Below are 20,826 nucleotides of genomic sequence, written 5' to 3' on the forward strand. Positions count from 1 at the left end.
GGACCATCTTCCAGGCCGGGGCGCCAACCAACGGGAAATGGCCACGACCGCGCGAGAGCACACCGCGCGGCTCGGCCGTCTTGAGACCAAGGTCGACTCTCGAGTGCGCTCGCTGGAAGAAGGTCAGGCCGAAATCACGGATCTTCTGGTTCGCGCTCTCGATAAGTAGTTCAGACGCCGCGGTGCATCACTGGCGGGCCTGCTCGCCCTGATCAAACCCGCCAAACCCGCCGCAAATGAATTCAAAGCTGTGACTTGCGTCTCCATTGGGACAGCAAAGCGCCTGCGACACAACGGTAAAACCGGTTTCAGGAATATGGTGAGATGTACTAAGGTTGTTCACAGACGGGGGCTTGAGCTCAGATATGGCAAACAACCCGGAGGTGGGGAAATGATCCGTTCGAAACTGAAGCGAGTCGCGGCGATCGGCCTCGGCACGCTGGCCGTGCCGGTGGGCGTGGCAGTCGCGGGAGCGGCCCCTGCATCGGCCGGCCCGGAACTCTGCGCCACCGGGCCCTACGGCTACGTTCAGGCTTGCGTCGAGGGCCCCGGCTGGGGCGGCTGGTACAACAACGGCCCGCGGTGGCACGGTGGCCACGGACATGGTCACGGCCACGGCTGGGACGACTGAGCGACCGAATCACGGATAAGGCCGTGGCGGGGATCGGCAAAGATCCTCGCCACGGCCTTTCTCATTGGTCGGTGCAGTCACTCTCTTAGTTGTAGTAGCCTGCGATAGATGGAGAACGTCCGGATACTCGGCGGCCACCAGATCGACTTCGCGGAGACGTGATCGTGCACACCGACCTCGTCGCGAAGTACCTGTCCACCCTGCCCGAGGACGACGACCACCCGTACCGGACGGGCGCGTGGCGACCACAGACCTGCGAATACGACGCCGACGACCTGTCGGTGGTGGCCGGCGAGATTCCCGCCGACCTCGATGGCGTGTACCTGCGCAATACCGAGAACCCGCTGCACCCGGCGCTGCAGACCTACCATCCGTTCGACGGGGACGGAATGGTCCACATCGTCGGGTTCCGGGACGGCCAGGCGTGCTACCGCAACAGGTTCATCCGCACCGACGGTTTCACCGCCGAGAACGACGCCGGTGGCCCGCTGTGGCCGGGCATCGCCGAACCCCTCGAGCTGGCCCGGCGTGACCATGGCTGGGGTGCGCGCACCCTGATGAAGGACGCGTCGAGCACCGATATCACCGTGCACCGCGGCGTCGCGCTCAGCAGCTTCTACCAGTGCGGGGATCTGTACCGCATCGACCCGTGCACCGGTGACACCCTGGGCAAGGCCGAGTGGGACGGCGAGTTCCCGCGGGATTGGGGGGTGTCGGCGCACCCCAAGGTCGACGCCAGGACTGGCGAGATGCTGTTCTTCAACTACGCCAAGCAGGCGCCGTACCTGCACTACGGCGTGGTGGACGAAGACGATCGCCTGGTGCACTACATCGACGTCGAACTGCCGGGCCCGAGACTGCCCCACGATATGGCCTTCACCGAGAACTATGCGATCCTCAACGACTTCCCGCTGTTCTGGGACGCCGACCTACTCAAACGCAACGCGCACGTCCCGCGGTTGCACCGCGAGTTGCCGTCGCGGTTCGCGGTGCTGCCCCGCCGCGGTGCACCCGGCGACGTCCGGTGGTTCGAGGCCGACCCCACCTACGTGCTGCACTTCACCAACGCGTTCGAGGACGGCGACGAGATCGTGCTCGACGGTTTCTTCCAGGGCTCGCCGGAACCGGTCGACGACAGCGTCGACCACGGCATGGACCGGAAATGGCAGCGGTTCTTCCGCTACCTGTCCATCGACGGGATGCAGACCAGGTTGCACCGCTGGCGGTTCAACCTGGTCACCGGGCAGACCCGCGAGGAGCAACTCTCGGACAGCCTGACCGAGTTCGGCATGATCAACCCGCACCACACCGGCCGCCGATACCGCTACGCCTACGCCGCGACCGGTAAACCCGGATGGTTCCTGTTCGACGGTCTGGTCCGCCACGACCTGCACACCGGATCCGAGGAACGCGTCGCCTTCGAACCGGGGGTCTACGGCAGCGAGACCGCGATGGCGCCCCGGGTGGGCGCTCGCGACGAGGACGACGGCTATCTGATCACCCTGACCACCGATATGAACGCCGACGCGTCCTACTGCCTGGTTTTCGATGCGGCCAGGATCACCGACGGGCCGGTGTGCAAACTCGCTCTGCCGGAACGTATTTCCAGCGGCACGCACTGCACCTGGGCGCCCGGCGAGGAACTTCGGCGCTGGGCCGTGGGTGGATAGCACGCCGCTGGAGGCCGGCGGTACCAACGCGGTCGGACGGATGCTGGGGCTGCTCGGCGACGAGTGGACCCTGCTGATCACCCAGCAGGCGTTGCTCGGCGCCACCCGTTACGCCGAATTCGCCGCCCGGCTGCCGATCTCGAATTCGGTGCTGACCCGGCGGCTGAACGCCATGACCGATGACGGCCTGCTGGTCCGGTTCCGCTACCAGGACAAGCCGCCACGCGACGAATACCTGGCCACCGCCAGGGCCCGTGCCCTGTGGCCGGTGCTGGTGTCGATCTGGGAATGGGAACGCCGCTGGGTCCCCGAGCACACCGCGACGCTGCCCGCCATGCACCACACCGCGTGCGGCAACGAGTTCTCCCCCACGTTCACCTGCCGCGCCTGCGGCCGGATCGCCGACGCGAAAACCCTGACCGCACAATGGGGCCCGAGTGGGTCATGGCCGCGGTCCATGGCAGGCCAATCCACCCGCAGGCGCACCCACACCGACCGGGCCACCGGAGGGCCGGACCTCTTCCCCCAGACCATGAGCATCCTCGGCAATCGGTGGGCGTTCGCGGTGCTGGTCGCGGCGTTCGTCGGCACCGACCGGTTCACCGATTTCGCCGGACAACTCGGCGCCCCGCCGGGCACGCTGTCGGACCGGTTGCGGATCTTCACCGCCAACGGCGTGCTGGACAGCACCGACGGCCGTTACCGGCTCACCGGCAAGGGCCGCGCCGTGCTGCCGATCCTGGTCACCGCGCTGGGCTGGGCACAGCACTGGTTCCGTTCCCCGGAAGGCCCCGCGGTGCTGCTGACCCATCGCCCGTGCGGTGCCGCCTTCGAGGCGGTGCTGGCCTGCGACCGGTGCGAACGGCCGCTATCGGGCACCACGGTCTCTGCGGTCCAGCCGAAACCGCAAGTTGTTGCGGGCCGCGGGCCACTCGATGTCGAGGATTGAGTAGACGACGGTGTCGCGCCGAGTGCCGTCGTCGGCGAGTTGATGGCTGCGCAGCACCCCGTCCAGTTTGGCGCCCAACCGCTCGATAGCCGCCCGGCTGGCGAAGTTGAAGAAATGGGTCCGGAATTCGACTGCCACACAATTCAACTCGTCGAACGCGTGGCCGAGCAACAGGATTTTGGCCTCGGCGTTGACACCGGTGCCGCGCGCCGCGGCGGTGTACCAGGTGTGTCCGATCTCCAGCCTGCGGTTGGGCCCGTCCACATGCAGATAACTCGACGAGCCGATCAGCCCGCCATCCAGGTCGCGGGCCACGAAGCTCAGCCCGTGGTCGGCCGCACGCAGCTCGAGCATCCGCTCGACCCACTGCTCGGCGGCGCCGAGTCGCGGCGTCGTGGTGTACCAGAGCGTGCCCAGCTCACCGTCGGCCGCGGCGGCATCGATCTCCGGGATATGCTCACGGCTCAGCGGTTCCAGACTCACCCACCGCTGCCCGGTCAATGTCACGGGCTTGACGAACTCGGTCACGATCTCCTCCCCAACGTCGAGACCAGCGCCCAGATCGAGCAGGCCGCGGCGGCCGCCGCCAGGCTCCCGCCGATGTAGAGCCCGTACCCGGCCACCACCGGCGGTTTGACGTTGAGCGTGTAGTACCACGCGGTCAGCGCCACCAGCAGCAGCGAAATCAACAGCCCCACAGCCGATGCCAGCCGTTCGGACAATCCCTGCCCGGCCATCGCGCCCGCCACGATCAGGGTGGACCCGAGCAGCACGATCAGCTGCCCGGCGCCGAATCCGGCCGGAAGCACGATACTGCCGACCACCCCGCCGATCGCATTGGCCCGGCCTCCGCCGTCGGCGCTCGTGGTCAACCACGGCAGCCAGGCGACCACCACCAGGACGGCGGCCAGCAGCGCCACCACCCAGCCTGGACGCAGACGAACCATACCGACGAGACTATCGGGTGTGACCGAACTACCCGATTGGGCCAGGCGACTCGACCTCACCCCTCATCCCGAAGGCGGCTGGTACCGCGAAACCTGGCGCAGCGAGCTGACCGTGACCCAGTCCTCGCTGCCCTCCGGCTATACCGGCCCCCGCAGCGCGGGCACCGCGATCCTGTTCCTGCTCATGCCGGGCCAACAGTCGGCGTGGCATACCGTGCGCAGCGCCGAGCTGTGGTTTCACCACCGCGGCAGCCCGCTGGTGCTGGAGATCGGGGCCCAGCAGCACACGGCGGCAGCACACCTGCTGGGCCCGGACGTCGCCGCCCACCAGCAGCCGCAGATCCTGGTGCCGCCCGGGCACTGGCAGCGGGCCCGGCCCCGCGACGACGAACCGACCCTGGTCAGCTGCGTCGTGGTGCCGGGCTTCGACTTCGCCGACTTCGCGCTCAGTCCTGCAGCGACGACAGATTGAACGCGGCCCCGGTCGGATCGGCCACCGCGGCCAGCCGACCGTAGGGCGTGTCCTCGGCCGCCCGCACCACCGAGCCGCCGTTCTCGACGACCAGCGCCACGGTCTTGTCGACGTCTTCGGCGCCCATGAAGCAGGTCCAGGTGGACTGGACCCCTTCAGGCAGGACGCCGCCGTCCATCACGCCGAGCAGCTCCTCGCCGTCGAACACCGCAGTGCTGTAGCGAAACTCGTCGGTATCGGCCACCACCTGGGTGGTCCAGCCGAACACCTGGCGGTAGAAGTCCAGTGCGGCGGTGTAGTCGCTGGTGGTGAGCTGGAAGTAGAGCGGGGCGCCGGTCTCGTTGAAAACCTGGAATCCGGAGTGTCCGCCCGGCTGCCACAGCCCGACGAAAGCGCCGGTCGGGTCGGTCAGCAGCGCCATCCGGCCCTTGTCCGGGATGTCCATCGTCGCCACGCAGCTCTGGCCGCCCGCCGCGGTGGCCGCGGCGACGGTCGCGTCGGCGTCGGCGGTGTGCAGGTAGGTGGTCCAGAAATCCGGCGCGTTCCATTTCGGATCGTTGTGCATGAGGCCTGCCACGACCCGCTCGCCCTGGAAGGCGGTGACATAGCCGCCGTACTCCGGCCCGCCGGTCTCGAACGTCCAGCCGAACACCGCACCGTAGAACTGCTTGGCACGCTCGACGTCGGAGGTGGTCAGGTCGATCCAGATGGGGGCGCCCAGCGGGGCGCTCTGACGGGTAACCACGATGCTGTCTCCTTCACGTTTGGCGGTCATGCATACCGACCGCCGCGGTCCGAGAAACTCATCGCAACCCGGCCCAGCAGACGCAAACCTGCCTATTTCGCGGGAGAAACAGACAGGTTTACGTCTGCTCGCGGGAGAAACTAAGCGGCAGAGACTAAGCGACGATGCGCAGCGGGTCCTCCAGGAGCGCCGACAGATCCCGAAGGAAGACCGCCCCGGTCGCACCGTCGATCGCCCGGTGATCGGCCGAAAGGGTCAGGCGCAGGATCTTGCGGGCCGCCACCTCACCGTCGACCAGGCGCAACTCCTCGGTGGCCGCACCGACCGCGAGGATCGCGGCCTCGGGCGGGTTGATCACCGCGGAGAACTGCTCGATGCCGTACATCCCGAGGTTGGAGATGGTGAAGGTGCCGCCGGTCATCTCGTCGGCGCGCAGCTTGCCGCTGCGGGCCCGCTCGGCCTTCTCCCTGGTTTCGGTGGCGATCTGCGATACCGCCTTCCGGTCGGCGTCGCGGATCACCGGCACCACCAACCCGGCGTCCACGGCCACCGCGACACCGATGTGCACTCCGTGGTGACGTAACAGCGCGTCCCCGCCGAACGACACGTTGACCCCCGGATTGGCGCGCAGCGCCGAGGCGACCGCGCGGACCAGGAAGTCGTTGACGCTGACCTTGGGACCGTCGGCGGCCCGCAGGCTGTCGTTGACCGTCTCGCGGAACGTCAGCAGTGCGGTGACGTCCACCGCGGACGTGAGATAGAAGTGCGGGGCGTTCTGCTTGCTCTCGGTGAGCCGCTTGGCCGCGACCCGCTGCAGGGTGCTCAGCGCCACCTCGTCGAAGTCCCCGGTGCGGGGTTCGGCGGCGGCCGGGGCCGGTGTTTCGACAGCCTCGACGGCCGCCCGACCGTCGATGTCCTTGCGGATGATCCGCCCGCCCGGCCCGCTGCCGGTCACGGTGGCCAGGTCGACGCCGTTGTCCGCGGCGACCTTTCGCGCCAGCGGTGATGCCTTGGGCCGGTCCGGGGGCGGGGCCGGTTGGGCCGGCGCCGCGGGTGCAGCCGGGGCGGGCGGCGCGGTGGAGGCCCCGCTGCCGTCGCCGATGATCGCGATCGGGACGCCGATCGGCACCCGGTCCCCCTCGCCGGCGAGCATCCGCTCGAGGATCCCGTCGTCGTAGGATTCGAGTTCCATGATGGCCTTGTCGGTTTCGATCTCGGCGAGGATCTCGCCGCGCTCGACCCGATCGCCGATCTTCTTGTGCCACGCGATGATGACGCCCTCCTCCATGGTGTCGGAGAGCCGGGGCATGGTGATTTCAGGCACGGGTATCCTTCGGGTTCAGAGCCGACCGACGGCGGCCAGTGTTTCGCGCGCCGCGGTGTAGAGCGATTCGGCCGAGGGCAGGGCGGCCTGCTCGAGCGGTTTCGCGTACGGCAGGGGAACTTCGGCCGCCGCGACCCGTCGCACCGGGGCGTCGAGGTAGTCGAAGGCGCCGTCGGAGATCGAGGCGGCGACCTCGGCGCCGATGCCGTAGGTGAGCCAATCGTCCTCGGCCACCACCGCGCATCCGGTTTTGCGCACCGAGGCGATCACGGTGTCCCGGTCCAGCGGGCGCAGGCTGCGCAGGTCGATGACCTCGGCGTCGATCCCGTCCTCATCGTGCAGGCGGCGGGCGACTTGGGTTGCCACCGCGGCCATCCGGGAGTATCCGATCAGGGTGATGTCGGTGCCCTCGCGGCGGACCGCGGCCTTGCCGATCTCGACGGGCGGCAGCTCGGCGGGCACCTCACCCTTGCTGTTGTAGAGCGCGAGGTTCTCCAGGAACAGCACCGGGTCGTTGTCGCGGATCGCGGCGCGCAGCAGCGCCCGCGCATCGGCCGGGGTGCTCGGTGCGACGACCTTGAGCCCGGGCACGAACGAGTAGTACAACTCGATGTTCTGCGAATGCGTCGCACCCAGCTGCTGCCCGCCACCGCCGGGGGTCCGGATCACCATCGGCACACTGGTCTGGCCGCCGAACATGCCGTAGATCTTGGCGGCGTGGTTGACGATCTGATCGAGCGCCAGCAGCGAGAAGTTGATCGTCATGATCTCCACGACGGGCCGCAAGCCGAGCATCGCGGCGCCGACCGCGGCGCCGACGAAGCCCTCCTCGGCGATCGGGGTGTCGCGCACCCGCTTCTCACCGAACTCCGCGAGCAGCCCCGCGGTGATCTTGTAGGACCCTTCGAAGACGCCGATCTCCTCACCGATCAGGAAGACCGAATCGTCCTGGTGCATTTCCTCGCGCAGGGTCTCGCGCAGCGCCTCACGGTAACTGATGACAGACAACGGTTTTCCTTCTGATCAGAACAGCGGATCGGCGGGCAGCCGGCGGGACTCGCCGGCGACCGGCGTCGCATAGGTGTAATCGAACAGGCTGGACGGGTCGGGATGCGGGCTGGCGTCGGCGAAGGCGACGGCCGCATCGGCCTCCTGCTGCGCGGATTTCTCCAACTCGGCCGCGCCGTCCTCGTCCAACACGTCAGCGCCCAGCAGCGTCTGCTTGAACAGCAGCAGCGGATCCGCCTCGTGCGCGGCGGCCACGTCGGTCTCGGAACGGTATTTCGCGGGGTCGACCACGGAGTGGCCCTTGAGCCGGTGGCTGACCGCTTCCAGCAGTGCGGGTTTGCCTTCGGTGCGGGCGGCCTCGACCAGGCGGCGGGCGGTGTCGCGCACGGCGAGCACATCGGTGCCGTCGACCCGCTCGCCTGTCATCCGGTAGGCGGCGGCGCGTTTGTACAGTTCGGGTTCGGCCGACGCCCTCTCGACCGTGGTGCCCATGCCGAGGTTGTTGTTGATCACCACGAACACCACGGGCAGCCGCCACAGCGCGGCGAGGTTGAGCGACTCGTGGAAGGCGCCGATATTGGTGGTGCCGTCGCCCATCTGGCACATCACCACATCGTCGTCACCGCGGTAGTCGATCGCGAGGGCGGCGCCGACGGCGAGCGGAAGTTGGCCGCCGACAATGCCGTAACCGCCGAGCAGCCGGGCATCGGTGTCGTACATGTGCATCGATCCGCCCCAGCCCTTGGAGGTGCCGGTGCTGCGGCCGAACAGTTCGGCCATCACGTGTTTGGGATCGATCCCCTTGCCGATCGCGTAGCCGTGCTCGCGGTAGTTGGTGAACAGGTAGTCGGTGGGCCGCAGCGCGGCCATCAAGCCGACCACGGTGGCCTCCTCGCCGAGGTTGAGGTGGCAGTATCCGCCCACCTTGGCCTGGGTGTAGCCCTGTGCGGCCCGCTCCTCGAACCGGCGGATCAGCACCATCCTGCGGTAGTAGCCGCGCAGCGTGTCGGCGTCCTCGCCGGCGACGGTGGTCCGGTCGATCGTGTCGGTCATCGATGATCTCCTCAGCGCTTCGGTGGCGAGATGTGTACTGGCAGACCGAGGGCGGCCAGTGCGGCTTCCATCCCGATCTCGCCCAGCGTCGGGTGCGCGTGGATGGTGTCGGCGAGTTCGTCGAGGGTGGCCTCGAGCGTGATCGCCAGTGCGCCCTCGGTGATCAGATCGCTCGCGGACGGTCCGATGATGTGCACGCCGAGCACTTCGCCGTACTGCTTTCCGGCCACCACCTTCACGAATCCTTCGGTGTCGCCGAAGGTCCTGGCCCGGCCCAGCGCGGCGAACGGGAACTTGGCGGTGACGACGTCGTGGCCGGCGGCCCTGGCGTCGCCCTCGGTGCGGCCGACGCTGGCGATCTCGGGATGGGTGAAGGTGGCCGCGGGTACCACCCGGTAGTCGATGCGCTTGTCGTGACCGGCGATCACGTCGGCGGCGGTCAGGCCCTGATGCGAGGCGACGTGGGCCAGCAGTGCCTTACCGGTGACGTCGCCGATCGCGTGAACGTGGTCGACGTTGGTGCGCAGCTGGTCGTCAACCGCGACGAAACCACGCTCGTCGACCGCGACCCCGGCCGCGGCGAGCCCGAGGTCGGCGGTGTTGGGTTTGCGACCGACACCGAAAAGCACGATGTCGGCCTCGATTTCGTCGGGTTTCGGGCCGTCCACCGTCACCCGCAGCGCCTCGGTCCCGGCGATCGAGGTGACCGTGGACCCGGTCAGCACGGTGATGCCGCGTTGCCGGAAGGAGCGGCCCAGCGCCGCACCGATGTCGGCGTCCTCGGCGGGCACCAGCGTGTCGCGCATCTCCACGACGGTGACGGCGCTGCCGAATGCCGCGAACAGGCTGGCCCATTCGGCGCCGACCGCGCTACCGCCGACGATGACGATCCGCCCGGGCACCTCGGTCAGCCCGAACGCACCGTCGGAGGTGATCACGCCGGGCAGGTCGGCCCCGGGAATGGGCAGCGGGATGGGGGTTGATCCGGTGGCGATGATGACGTCGCGTGCGGTGGCCGCATCGACGACCTCGGGGGTCGGTGCGGCCGCGTAGCGCGGGCCGTCGTTCGGCGCCGCGACATCGCAGACCTCGACCGTCCTCGGCCCGGTGAACCGCGCGTGACCGTCGATCACGGTGACCCCGTTGGCTTTCAGCAGCCCGGCGACGCCGTCGGTCAGGCCGGTGACCACGTCGGTCATCCGGCGGCGCACCGCGGCGTAGTCGAATCCGACGTTGTCGGCCCGTATTCCGTAGTCGGCGGCGTCACGCACGGTCGCCAGCACCTCGGCCGACCGCAACATGGCCTTGGTGGGGATGCACCCCCAGTTCAGGCACACGCCGCCGGGGCGCTCCTTTTCCACCAGGCCCACCGACAGCCCGTGTTGGGCCGCTCGGATGGCCGCCACGTAGCCGCCGGGGCCACCGCCGATCACCAGAAGGTCAAACTCACGCACGGGCTCGAGTCTGCTGCGGTGTGAGGGCCGCCACCATGCCCGGCGGCCCAGCGTTGGGTCACGCCAATTGGGCGGTCTGCCCAATCTGAGGCAGATCGAGCGCCGACAACGCCAGGGAAAGTTCGACGTAGGCCGACCTGCCGTGCAGTGATCTGCCGATCAATGCGCTGATCCGTTGCAGCCGGTTGAGCACGGTGTTGCGGTGGCAATGCAACCGGGCCGCCGCATGCGCGGCCGACCGGTCCTCCTCCAGCCACACCAGAAGTGTCTGCAGCAGAACGTCGCGCTCCCGCTCCGGCCGCCGGAGAACACCGCCGAGCCTGCGGTCGACGAGCGCCCGCGCCAGGTCCGGTGACCGCACCAGCAGGGCCTGCGGATAGCGGTCGTCCAGCGACACCAGTTCGGTCGCGGTGACCGGCGCGGTGCTCAGCGCGATCAACGCCAGCGCGTAGCCGGTGCCGACCTCGGCGAGGCCCGGCACCGCGGGTGAGGCCGCGGACCGTCCCCGGGCCAGCGGCCGCAGCCGTTCGATGACATCACCGGCGTCGTGCTGGTCCAACGCCACGACGCCGACGTGCGTGTCCACCTTGGTCTGCCACACCGACCGGAAGCCCACCGCCTCCAGCACCGTGCGCGCACCGGCCAGCGTGGGGGTTGCGTCCGGCCGGACATCGGCCACCACCACGAGGTAGCCACCGGTGGCGGGCAGCTCCAGTTCGCGCGAGACCCGGGCGGCGAAGCCGACGTCGCCAGCCCGGCCGCCGAGTAGATCCTCCATCAGCGCGTTGCGGCGCTGTTCGTCGAAGCGGACGCGCTCCTGTTCGCTGTCCCGGTAGGACGTCGACAACGCCGAGGACAACCCGTCGATCACCGTCCAGGTGGCCGTGCCCGCATCGAGGACGTCGTCGGGGGCCACGCCGGTCCGGTCGGCGCGCTCCAGCAACGCCTCCCACACGATCCGCCCGCCCAGGCGGAATGTCCGCAACATGACCTCCAGCGGCACCCCCTGCGCGGCCCGGTGCCGCGCGATCGCCCCGACCACCTCGTCGGCCGCATCCGGTCCGGCGACCCGCCCGCTGAGCAGCTCCAGCACGCGGGTGAGGTAATGCCTGCAGCCTTCGCGCAGGTCGTCGCGCGGAACGCCGCCGTAATCGGTCCAGTCCGGATTGTCGGTGAAGATCGCCGCGAGCAGCCGATCGATCAGTCCGTCGATGTCCGGCAGGCTGGCGTCGGCCAGCTCACGGGTGACCTTCGACGCGAACCCGGGGTGTCGCTTTCGCACAAGCGGCACATTACTGGTAGCGCTGCGCCAGCCGGGCTCGGTGCGCGGTCGACGACCCGAACAGCGCGCGGTTGAGCGCGGCCCGTTTCAGGTAGACGTGCACACCGCTCTCCCACGTGTACCCGATACCGCCGTGCAACTGCATGGCCTTGCCCGCCACCTCGACGGCGGTGTCGCAGGCATAGGACTTGGCCATGGCTGTCGTCGTGGGCGTCGGGTCGTCGACGGCCGCCTCGACCAGTTGCCGGGCCACCGAGATGCGCACCAGCATGTCGGCGCAGGCGTGCTTGACGGCCTGGAACGCGCCGATCGGTTGGCCGAACTGCTGCCGCACCCCGACGTAGGACACCGTCGTGTCGAGCATGGCCTGCGCGATGCCGAGGCTGTCGCAGGCGACGGCCAGGGCGGCGCGATCCGTCAAGGCGCCCGGGGCCCCGTCGAGGCGCCACACCGCGGCCTCGCCGACCTCGACACCCGCCGCGGTCACCGTGGCCAGGCTGCGGGTGCAGTCGAGTACCGGTTGATCTTCGATGGTCAAACCCACCGCGTCGGCGGCGACGTCGACGAGCACCGGTGTTCCGTCCTGATGGCTGGCCGGTACCAGAACATGTTGTGCCACCGCGGCGTCCGGCACGAAGGTGGCGCGCCCGTGCAGGCGCGTGCCGGCGAGACCGAAGGAATCGTCGACGCACAGCGCGACCGTGGTGTCGCCTGCAGTCGCATCCCGCAGGAGCCGGTCCCGGAACTCGTTGGGTGGCACCGCAAGCAGGGCGCCCAGGCCGAGGACGGCGCCGCCGAGATAGGCCGTGGGCGCCGCCGCGCGGCCGATCTCCTCGCAGATCACCGCGACCTCGGCGAAGGTCGCTCCGGCCCCGCCGAGATCCTCGGGCACGTCAAGGCCGACCCAGCCGGCCCGGACCAGCACCGGCCACTCGGCGTCCTTGTCCAGCAGATCCTGTGCCACCGAGCGGAGCTCGTCGTGCAGTTCGGTGTAGTCCCCCGTCATCGCGGCAACCCCAGTCCCCGCTCCCCGATGATGGTGCGCTGGATCTCGCTGGCACCGCCGGGAATCGTCCATTCCCAGGACCCGATGAAGTCGAGCATCCAGGCCCCCGACTCCCAGCCGCTGGACGCCGGTTTGGTCAGCACGGTCTGGGCGGCCAGTCCGCTGACCTCGGCGCCGAACCCGGTCATCCGCTGCAGCAGCTCGCTGTAGAACAGCTTGACGATCGAGGCGTCGGCCGGGCCGGCGCGGCCCGCCTCGGTGCGCTCAACGAGGTCGCGGCACAGGCCGCGCAGCCCAGTGAGCTCGATCTCGAACTGCGCCAACCGATCCGCGGCCACCGGATCGACGGGCGAGCAGGCCCGCACCAGCCAGCCGAATCCGGCGTTGCCGAGCCGTTCGGCCAACTCGAGCATCGTCATCCCGCGCTCGGCCCCCAGCGTGGCCTGCGCGACCCGCCAGCCCTCGTTGACCGGGCCGATCAAGTTGGTGGCGGGTATCTCGGCATCGTTGAGGAAGATCTCGCAGAAATGCGACTCGCCGACCGCGTTGCGGATCGGCCGGACGTCGATGCCGGGGGTGTTCATGTCCATCAGGAAATACGAGATGCCGTGCCGTTTCGGGGCGTCCGGGTCGGTGCGGGCCAGCAACAGGCACCAGTCGGCGTGCACCGCACCGCTGGCCCAGAGCTTCTGGCCGTTGACCACGAACCGGTCGCCGTCACGTTTCGCGCTGGTGCGCAGCGCCGCCAGGTCCGAGCCCGCCTCGGGTTCGGAGAAACCCTGCACCCAGATCTCGCCGTCGAGGATGGCGGGCAGATGCCGCCGCCGCTGCTCGTCGGTGCCCGCGGCCAGCAGCGTCGATGCGGCATGGTGGATCCCGACGAACGCCAGCACCAGCCGCGGTGCGTCGTGCGCGGCGAGTTCCTGGTACAGCACGATCTGCTGGGCAACCCCGAGACCACCGCCCCATTCGGCCGGCCAGTGTCCCACCGCATACCCGGCGCGGTGCAGTTCGGCGAACCACGATTTCTGAAAGGTCACGAATTCCCGGTCGCCGACCCCGGTTTGGGCCGCCCGCCAGTCCCGGGGGATGTGCTCAACACACCAATCCCGGACGGTGGCCCGGAAGTCGTCGAGCTCGGTCACGAGAACAATCCGGTCAGTCCGTTACGGCCGAGCCGCGACGCCAGGGTATCGCGGGTCTGCGACAACCCGAACGGTAAGCGGCGCAACGGCTGGCTGTGCCGCGACAGCCAGGACAGGGTGGTCTCATCGCAGAAGCCGACCGCACCGTGCAGCTGGTGGCACACCCGGAACACCACCTCGGCGGCCTCGATCGCGGCCAGCCGCAGCGCCAGGGCATCGTCGATGGCGTCTGGGCTGCCCAGGCTCCACAACGTGTACTTGGCGAGGATGTCGACGCCGCTCCGTTCCACCTCGGCATCGGTCAGCTGGAACTGGACGCCCTGGAACGTCGAAAGGGGTTGCCCGAATTGCTTGCGCAGCCCCACGTGGGCGGTGGTGAGCTCGATGGCCCGGTCCAGCATGCCCAGCAGCGTCCAGCATGGCAGTACCAGTCCGAGCGCCACGTCGGCGGTGCCGTCGCCCTCGATCGCCGAGAGGTCCAACGCCGTGGTGAACGCCGGGCCTGCCGCGCCGAGGCGCTCGACCCGGCCGCGCCGGCCGTCCAATGTCACCGCGAGCCAATCGGTGTCGAGCCCGCGGAGCGCGGCTTCCGGTGCGGCGTCCGATACCACGAGCACCCCGGCCAACCGTTCGGCCACCGGGTAGGGCAACCCCCAGTAGCCCGCGCTGCGGCACAGTGCGGCCGCAGCCTCCAACGCGTCGGGATCGGTGCGCGGCTCCAACTCGCCGACGCCGAGCCCGTCGAGAACCGGGGCGACCAGGGCCCGCCTGGTCTCGGGTTTGGCCTCGGCCTGTTGCAGCAGCTGATCGCCGCCCGCCGCCTCGAAGGCTCGAAGAGCCTGGTGGCCATATTCTTTGGCGTCGTCGCTGAGGTCGAGAATCACCGTGCGGCTCCCGACATCGACCGCGACAGCAGGATCCGCTGCATCTCGATGCTGCCCGAGGATACCGTGGACGCCTGCGCGTAGCGCCAGTGATCCTCCACCTCGGCCCGCAGGTACTCGATCGCCGCGCCGCCGCCGCGGGGCACCGCGGCGAGGATCTCCATGAGCACCTCGGCGCTCTCCTGATCGAGGCGGGTCACCGCGATCCGATAGGCCGCGGCGTCACCGGGTTTCACCCGGCCGGTGGCCTGCATCGACACCACCCGGTAGGCCATCAACCGGGCCCGCCGGCAATGCGTGAGCATCCGGGCCCAGCGCCCGCGCAATTCGCCGGGAAGTTCGTCCCAGGCCGCACCGAGCACGCCGGGGGCGGCCTGCAACAGCCGCTCGCAGCGGGCGTAGCGGGCGATCCCGACCCGCTCGAACGACATCACGTCCTGCACGATCGACCAGCCCTGGTCCACCGCGCCCAGCACGTCGGCCTCGGTGACCCTCAGCTCGTCGAAGAACACCTCGTTGAGGTGGTGCGGCCCCATCATGGTGCGGATCGGCCGTACCGTGATCGCCGGATCATCCATGGGCACCAGGAAAATCGTCAGACCCTGCTGTTTCTTCTCGCCCTTGGAAGTCCGGACCAGCAGGAAGCACCACTGTGCCATGGTGGCGTAGGAGGTCCAGATCTTCTGACCGTTGATCCGCCAGCCGTCGTCGGTGCGACGCGCCGACGTGCGCAGCGAGGCCAGATCCGAACCGGCCTCGGGTTCGGAGAACCCCTGACACCAGATCACCTCGCCCGCCGCGATCGGCGGCAGATGTTCGCGCTGCTGTTCGGGCGTGCCGTGGCGCATGATGATCGGCCCGACCCAGTTCACCCCCATGTACTGGGCGCCGCGCGGTTCGTGATGGGCCCACATCTCCTCGCGCACCACGGTCTGCTCCCAGACCGACGCGTCGCCGCCGCCGAACTCCCCCGGCCAGGACAGGCACAGCAGCTGACGCCGCGCCAGGGTGCGGCAGAACCGCTGGGCCACTTCGAGATCAGCCGGGTCGTCGGTGAAGGCACCGAGAAAATCGGCCGGGATCTCCTCGGCGATCAGCCCGCGCAGTTCACCGCGCAGCCGCTGCGCCGCCTCGCCGAAATCGAAGTCCACTCCTCGCCCCTCTACGCGGTCTTGTCCGTGGTGGGAAGCCGGCCGAGCACCTCGGCGGTATCGGCGCCCAACTCCGGCGCGAACCCACCAACCCGGCCCGGCGTCTTGGAGAACCAGGTCGGCACCCCGGGGAAGCGCACCGGCCCGTACGGGGAGTCGACGGTCTCGAACAGCCCGACGGCGTCGAGATGCGCATTGTCGAACAGCGCATCGGGGGTGTGGATCGCCGCGGCCGGAATCTCCAACTCCCGGAACAGCTCCAACCATTCGTCGGTGGTGCGCTCCTTGAGCGTCTGGGCCACCAGGCCGTACACCGTGTCGATCTGTTTGGCCCGCAGTTCCAGGGTGGCGAACTCGGCCTTGTTCCAGACCGGCCGCACCCGATCGATGAACGCATCCCAGTGTTTGTCGTTGTAGATCAACGCCGCGATGTGACCGTCCTTGGTCTCATACGGCCTGCGGTTGGGTGCGACGGTGCGCGGATATACCGCGGGCCCCAGCGGGGGGTCGAACATGGCGCCGTTGGCATGTTCGACCAGCATGAATGAGGCCATGGTCTCGAACATGCTGACCTCGACCTCCTGCCCCTCGCCGGTGCGTTCACGGTGGAACAGCGCCATCATGGTGGCGTACAGCGCGGTCAGTCCGGCGACCTTGTCGGCCATGATCGTCCCGACGTAGGTGGCCTCGCCGGTCAATTGTTGTTGTACGGCCGGCAATCCGCATTCGGCCTGGATGGTGTCGTCATAGGCCGGCCGGTCCGCATCGGGTCCGCGCCTGCCGTAGCCGTAGCAGTTGGTGTAGATGATCGACGGGTTGAGGACGGCGACATCGTCGTAGCCGAAGCCGAGCCTGCCGACCGCCTTGGCGCGCATCGAGTGGATGAACACATCGGCGCCCGCCACCAGATCGCGCAGGCCGGCCTTCCCCTCTTCGCTGCGCAGATCCAGCACCACGCTGCGCTTGCCACGGTTCACGTTGACGAACACCCCGCTCAGGCCGGGCGCTGGGCCGACCGAGATGTAGCGGGTGTTATCCCCCTGCGGCGGTTCGACCTTGATCACCTCCGCACCCATATCGGCCATGATCTGCGTGCAGTACGGACCCATCACCATCGCGGTCAGGTCCACCACCCGCACGCCGTGCAGCGGACCGTCAGGCATGAGCTGCTCCAAACGAGTAGCGAATATGCTCGGCGTGCCCGTCCGGGACCACCGGGAACACCACCGTCCTGCTCAGATCGCGAATCGCCTTCATATTCTCCCCGACCTCCTCGATGGTCCATTGCGGCCGGTACACGCCCGGCGACTCGGCAAGGGCGATCCGGGCCACCCGCCCCGCGATCGCCGCATAGAGTTCGCCGGTGACACCGCAGGATTCGTGCGCAAGCCAACCCACGACCGGAGCCACCAGATCGGCGCCCATCGGGGGGTACGCCGAGGTGTCGAGCCCCTCGGCCATCCTGGTCACCGCACCGGGCACGATGACGTTGCAGGACACGCCGGCGGCGGCGCCTTCCAGGGCTACCACATTGCACAGCCCGACGATGCCCGCCTTGGCCGCCGCGTAGTTGGCCACATCGTGGTTGCCGTACAGGCCGCCGATCGACGAGGTCAGCACGACCCGGCCGTACCCCGCGTCGCACATGAGTGGAAAGGCCGGCCGCACCACATGGAACGCGCCGCGCAGATGGACGTCGAGCACCGCGTCGAAGTCCTCGTAGCTCATCTCTTTGAGCGATCCGCGCCGCACCGTTCCGGCATTGTGGATCAGGATGTCGATGCGCCCGTAGGTCGTCATGGCGGTGTCGACGATGGCCCGGCCGCCGTCCGCGGTCGCGACCGTATCGGTGTTGGCGACCGCTTCTCCCCCGGCCGAAACAATCTCGTCAACCACCGCGTGCGCGGGGCCAGCGCCACCGCCGTCGCCGGTAAGGCTTCCGCCCGGGTCGTTGACGACGACCTTCGCACCCTTGGCCGCCAGCAGCCGGGCGTACTCCCGGCCCAGACCGCGTCCCGCACCGGTGATCACGGCCACGCGATCGTCGAACCTGCTCACGAAGTCTCCAGACCCTCCAGGTCACCCTTCTCACGCCACTGGCTCAGCAGATCGCCGAATGCGTAGAAGCCGGGCCCGTAGGGCTCGCCGAGGTGGCCGCGAATCCCTTCGCCGGCTTCCTTCCCGGCGCCTCCGCCCTCGTTGTTGTAATAGCCCGGGGTGCACTGGGCGTCGAAGGCCGAGGTGTCGACGAATGTCTCCTTGATGGTCCGGCACCAGGCATCCTGGGCGTCCTGGCTGGGCTCGACCACACCGATGCCCCGGTTCAGCGCCTCGGCGACGACGTAGGCGATGTGTTCGCCCTGCAGTTCGTAGTTGGCCGCGATATTGGCCGAGATTCCGACCTGGGTGAAGCCGGTGAAGAACTGGTTGGGGAATCCGCGGCTGGTCATCCCGTGCAGGGTCTTGTAGCCGTCGGCCCAGGCGTCATACAGCGACAGTCCGTCACGGCCCTTGATGGCGTCGATCGAGTAGCGCCTGCTGATCTCGGTGGTGATCTCGAAGCCGCTGGCGAAGATGATGCAGTCGACCTCGTACTCCTGGCCGTTGGCGACGATGCCTTTCGCGGTGATCCGTTCCACGCCTTTGGCTTCCGACACGTCGACCAGGGTGACGTTGGGCCGGTTGAAGGTGGGCAGGTAGTCGTCGTTGGAGCAGGGTCGCTTGCACAAGAACCGGTAGTACGGTTTGAGCGATTCGGCGGTGTCGGGATCGTCGACCAGGGCCCCGACCCGGCGCCGCAGCCGCTCCATGACCTTGTAGTCCTCTTCCTCGCGCAACCCCATGAACTGTTCGGGAGTCATCGCGGCCGGGTCGGGCAGCGCCAGCACCCGGGCGGCGGTGTTACGGCCGAGTTCGGTCCAGAAATCGCACACGTAGTCCGGCTGGCCCAGTGCCATGCCCTCGAACGTCCAGGCGTGGAAGTTGCGCTGCCGCTCCTTCTGCCAGCCCGGCCGCAGCGACGCGGCCCATTCCGGATCGGTCGGGGTGTTGTTGCGTTCGTCGACCGTGGACGGTGTGCGCTGAAAGACATACAGGTGCCCGGCATCTCGGCCCAGGTAGGGCACCAGCTGGACCCCGGTGGCCCCGGTGCCGATCAGCGCCACCTTCTTGTCGGCGAGCTTGTGCATGCCACCGGAACTGTCCCCGCCGGTGTAGTCGTAGTCCCAGCGCGAGGAGTGGAAGATGTGCCCGCCGAAATCTTTGATGCCGGCGATCCCGGGAAGCTTGGGCCGATTGAACGATCCGGAGGCCATCACCACGAACCTGGCCCGGATATCGTCACCACGGTTGGTGCTGATCCGCCAGCGGTTGAGGTCGTCCTCCCAGGTGAGGTCCTTGACCTGGGTGGAGAAGATGGCACCGTCGTAGAGCCCGTAGTGCTTGCCGATGTTGCGGCAGTGCTGCCAGATCTCGGCCCCGTCGGCGAACTTCTTGCTCGGCATGAAGTCGAGTTCTTCGAGCAGCGGTATATAGCAGTAGGATTCGTTGTCGCACTGGATTCCGGGGTAGCGGTTCCAGTACCAGACGCCGCCGAAGTCGCCGCCCATCTCGATGATGTGCACATCCTCGACTCCGGCCTTCTTCAGGTAGGCACCGGTCAGCAGCCCGGCGAAACCACCCCCGAGCACCGCCACGTCGATGTCGACGTCGATCGAATCGCGTTCGACATAGGGGGTGTGCGGGTCGACCTCGCCGAACTCCGAGAACCGTTCACCGGTCTGCACGTACTGCTTGGAACCCTCCTTGCGCAACCGCTTCTCGCGCTCCGCGCGGTACTTCTCCCGCAGCGCGTCGATGTCGATGTCGTCCGGGGTCTCGGTCGCCCCACATTCTTTCGCTGCCGTCATGCCGGGGCCCCGTCCGGCAGCACGGCCGGGTGCAGTGGTGCTTCCATATCGTGCACCGCGGGCAGCACCTCGGCGGCGAACAGCTTGACACTCTCGAACGCGTCCTCATACGGCATGGTGCCGAACTGCGGCACGATGGTGACCTCGGAGAACGAGCATGCCTCCTGGGCGGCCTTGAGGCGCTTGAAGATCTCCTCGGGTGTGCCGATCAGCAGGTTCGACGCGTGGTATCCGGGGGGCCCCTTCTTGTCCCCCGGCTTGGGGCCGCCGGTGCCGTCGCCCTGCACCGATTCGGCGAGCAACGCGGTCGCCGAACCCTGACGGTTGGCGTACGCCTCATAGCCCTTGATGCCCTTGAAGTTCGATGCATCGGCGAACCCGTAGTGCACCGTGACGTCGCGGTTGGCGGTGTACACCCACTCCTCGGTCTTGGGCAGGTCGTCTTCGTCCTGCACGCAGTACATGAACATCACATTCTTCGGCTGACACGGCCCGAGGCCCTCTTCGGCGCGGAATGTGTTGACCTTCTTGACCTCCTCGCCGGCGTCCCAGATCGGCTTGTTGCCGACGAACAGCGGCACCATGCCGCGCCGGGCCAGGATCTCCAGCGATTCGGGCGTCGAGGAGGAGCTGTAGATCCGGTCGAACAGGTCGGAGCTGAGCGGCTCGGGGCGCAGCGACATCTCCGGGAAGGAGTAGATCTCGCCGTCGTAGGAGAACCGCTCGCCGGAGAACGCGAGCTTGAGCACGTCGAGGGTCTCGTTGAACCGTTGCCTGCTCTCCTCGCGCGGCACCCCGACGGCCGCGAACTCGCCCTTGGACACGCCCCGACCGAGGCCGATGGTGGTGTAGCGACCGTTCGAGACGATGTCGAGATAGGCGATCTGGTGGGCCAGCCGCACCGGATGCCACCACGGGGCCACCGCGACGAAGGTGCCGAGGCTGACCCGCTCGGTGCGGGCCGCGAAATAGGTGAGCGCCTGAATCGGGTTGGGCGTCATGCCGTACGGCGTGCCCTGGTGTTCCGGGAACCAGATCCCGTCGAAACCGAGCGGTTCGGCGAGATCACCCAGCGCCAGCGCGGCCTGCACGCATTTGTAGTCCGGGGTGGCGGGCGGACTGCTGAAGTCGCCGGCCAACACGCGTTCCCAATCATGGGAGTTCTGCGCCCCGGTACCCAGATTGACCTTCATGTTG

General features: G+C 68.4%; 20 protein-coding genes and 1 pseudogene. 5 read left to right on the forward strand and 16 right to left on the reverse strand.

The genetic code is table 11. The annotated features are described in order from the left end of the window. Window positions 1-19: 19 nt before the first annotated feature. From ACWDTP_RS09785 to ACWDTP_RS09800, 4 genes and pseudogenes are all read left to right on the forward strand, one after another. A pseudogene (locus tag ACWDTP_RS09785) lies at window positions 20-169 on the forward strand (hypothetical protein); the annotation flags it as partial. A gap of 222 nt (window positions 170-391) precedes the next feature. After that, on the forward strand, window positions 392-631 hold the full coding sequence (locus tag ACWDTP_RS09790; RefSeq protein ID WP_450018990.1) for a hypothetical protein: 240 nt from the start codon (window positions 392-394) through the stop codon (window positions 629-631). 164 nt (window positions 632-795) lie between these two features. Next, window positions 796-2,301 (forward strand): carotenoid oxygenase family protein, encoded by a 1,506-nt coding sequence (locus ACWDTP_RS09795; protein WP_450018992.1) that lies wholly within the window; start codon window positions 796-798, stop codon window positions 2,299-2,301. Between the two features lie 40 nt (window positions 2,302-2,341). Then, window positions 2,342-3,250, forward strand: a complete 909-nt coding sequence (locus ACWDTP_RS09800; RefSeq protein WP_450019051.1) for a winged helix-turn-helix transcriptional regulator — start codon at window positions 2,342-2,344, stop codon at window positions 3,248-3,250. Here ACWDTP_RS09800 and ACWDTP_RS09805 read toward each other — a convergent pair. Together ACWDTP_RS09805 and ACWDTP_RS09810 are read right to left on the reverse strand one after the other, a co-directional pair. Next, entirely contained in the window at window positions 3,170-3,778 is a 609-nt protein-coding gene (locus tag ACWDTP_RS09805; protein WP_450018994.1) for a GNAT family N-acetyltransferase, read from the reverse strand. The two genes, ACWDTP_RS09800 and ACWDTP_RS09805, sit on opposite strands and share 81 nt — an antisense overlap. Further along, window positions 3,775-4,197 carry a hypothetical protein gene (locus ACWDTP_RS09810; protein WP_450018996.1) on the reverse strand — a complete coding sequence of 141 codons (423 nt, stop codon included), beginning with the start codon at window positions 4,195-4,197 and terminating at the stop codon, window positions 3,775-3,777. The genes ACWDTP_RS09805 and ACWDTP_RS09810 overlap by 4 nt, the downstream gene beginning before the upstream one ends. A gap of 19 nt (window positions 4,198-4,216) precedes the next feature. Here ACWDTP_RS09810 and ACWDTP_RS09815 point away from each other — a divergent pair, with 19 nt between their 5' ends. Next, complete coding sequence (locus tag ACWDTP_RS09815) at window positions 4,217-4,669, forward strand: cupin domain-containing protein (RefSeq protein ID WP_450018998.1); 453 nt, start codon at window positions 4,217-4,219, stop codon at window positions 4,667-4,669. On the opposite strand, the gene ACWDTP_RS09820 is transcribed toward ACWDTP_RS09815, so the two are convergent. The 14 genes from ACWDTP_RS09820 to ACWDTP_RS09885 all read right to left on the reverse strand — a co-directional run bounded on the left by ACWDTP_RS09820 (window position 4,644) and on the right by ACWDTP_RS09885 (window position 20,822). Continuing rightward, window positions 4,644-5,444 carry a VOC family protein gene (locus ACWDTP_RS09820; protein ID WP_450019000.1) on the reverse strand — a complete coding sequence of 267 codons (801 nt, stop codon included), beginning with the start codon at window positions 5,442-5,444 and terminating at the stop codon, window positions 4,644-4,646. The genes ACWDTP_RS09815 and ACWDTP_RS09820 overlap by 26 nt on opposite strands. A gap of 124 nt (window positions 5,445-5,568) precedes the next feature. Further along, entirely contained in the window at window positions 5,569-6,738 is a 1,170-nt protein-coding gene (locus ACWDTP_RS09825) for a dihydrolipoamide acetyltransferase family protein (RefSeq protein ID WP_450019002.1), read from the reverse strand. Between the two features lie 15 nt (window positions 6,739-6,753). Beyond that, the gene (locus tag ACWDTP_RS09830) at window positions 6,754-7,737 is read right to left on the reverse strand and encodes an alpha-ketoacid dehydrogenase subunit beta (RefSeq protein ID WP_450019053.1); all 984 of its coding nucleotides are present in this window, start codon (window positions 7,735-7,737) and stop codon (window positions 6,754-6,756) included. A 24-nt stretch (window positions 7,738-7,761) separates the two neighbouring features. Further along, complete coding sequence (gene pdhA / locus ACWDTP_RS09835; RefSeq protein WP_450019004.1) at window positions 7,762-8,799, reverse strand: pyruvate dehydrogenase (acetyl-transferring) E1 component subunit alpha; 1,038 nt, start codon at window positions 8,797-8,799, stop codon at window positions 7,762-7,764. Window positions 8,800-8,810: 11 nt separating this feature from the next. Further along, window positions 8,811-10,253, reverse strand: a complete 1,443-nt coding sequence (gene lpdA, locus ACWDTP_RS09840) for a dihydrolipoyl dehydrogenase (RefSeq protein WP_450019006.1) — start codon at window positions 10,251-10,253, stop codon at window positions 8,811-8,813. A gap of 58 nt (window positions 10,254-10,311) precedes the next feature. Further along, window positions 10,312-11,535, reverse strand: a complete 1,224-nt coding sequence (locus tag ACWDTP_RS09845) for a PucR family transcriptional regulator (RefSeq protein ID WP_450019008.1) — start codon at window positions 11,533-11,535, stop codon at window positions 10,312-10,314. Window positions 11,536-11,545: 10 nt separating this feature from the next. Further along, entirely contained in the window at window positions 11,546-12,541 is a 996-nt protein-coding gene (locus tag ACWDTP_RS09850; protein WP_450019010.1) for an acyl-CoA dehydrogenase family protein, read from the reverse strand. Further along, on the reverse strand, window positions 12,538-13,686 hold the full coding sequence (locus tag ACWDTP_RS09855) for an acyl-CoA dehydrogenase family protein (protein ID WP_450019012.1): 1,149 nt from the start codon (window positions 13,684-13,686) through the stop codon (window positions 12,538-12,540). The genes ACWDTP_RS09850 and ACWDTP_RS09855 overlap by 4 nt, the downstream gene beginning before the upstream one ends. Beyond that, complete coding sequence (locus ACWDTP_RS09860) at window positions 13,683-14,570, reverse strand: acyl-CoA dehydrogenase family protein (protein ID WP_450019014.1); 888 nt, start codon at window positions 14,568-14,570, stop codon at window positions 13,683-13,685. The genes ACWDTP_RS09855 and ACWDTP_RS09860 overlap by 4 nt, the downstream gene beginning before the upstream one ends. Further along, window positions 14,567-15,721 carry an acyl-CoA dehydrogenase family protein gene (locus tag ACWDTP_RS09865; protein WP_450019016.1) on the reverse strand — a complete coding sequence of 385 codons (1,155 nt, stop codon included), beginning with the start codon at window positions 15,719-15,721 and terminating at the stop codon, window positions 14,567-14,569. The genes ACWDTP_RS09860 and ACWDTP_RS09865 overlap by 4 nt, the downstream gene beginning before the upstream one ends. An 11-nt stretch (window positions 15,722-15,732) precedes the next feature. Next, on the reverse strand, window positions 15,733-16,884 hold the full coding sequence (locus ACWDTP_RS09870; protein ID WP_450019018.1) for a CaiB/BaiF CoA transferase family protein: 1,152 nt from the start codon (window positions 16,882-16,884) through the stop codon (window positions 15,733-15,735). Beyond that, window positions 16,877-17,779 carry an SDR family NAD(P)-dependent oxidoreductase gene (locus tag ACWDTP_RS09875; RefSeq protein ID WP_450019020.1) on the reverse strand — a complete coding sequence of 301 codons (903 nt, stop codon included), beginning with the start codon at window positions 17,777-17,779 and terminating at the stop codon, window positions 16,877-16,879. Before ACWDTP_RS09875 ends, ACWDTP_RS09870 begins: the two co-directional genes overlap by 8 nt. Continuing rightward, window positions 17,776-19,629, reverse strand: coding sequence for a flavin-containing monooxygenase (locus ACWDTP_RS09880; RefSeq protein ID WP_450019022.1), 1,854 nt, complete (start codon window positions 19,627-19,629; stop codon window positions 17,776-17,778). Before ACWDTP_RS09880 ends, ACWDTP_RS09875 begins: the two co-directional genes overlap by 4 nt. After that, window positions 19,626-20,822 carry an LLM class flavin-dependent oxidoreductase gene (locus ACWDTP_RS09885; RefSeq protein WP_450019024.1) on the reverse strand — a complete coding sequence of 399 codons (1,197 nt, stop codon included), beginning with the start codon at window positions 20,820-20,822 and terminating at the stop codon, window positions 19,626-19,628. The genes ACWDTP_RS09880 and ACWDTP_RS09885 overlap by 4 nt, the downstream gene beginning before the upstream one ends. Window positions 20,823-20,826: the final 4 nt, after the last annotated feature.

It is taken from the genome of Mycobacterium sp. NPDC003449, from assembly GCF_053588415.1.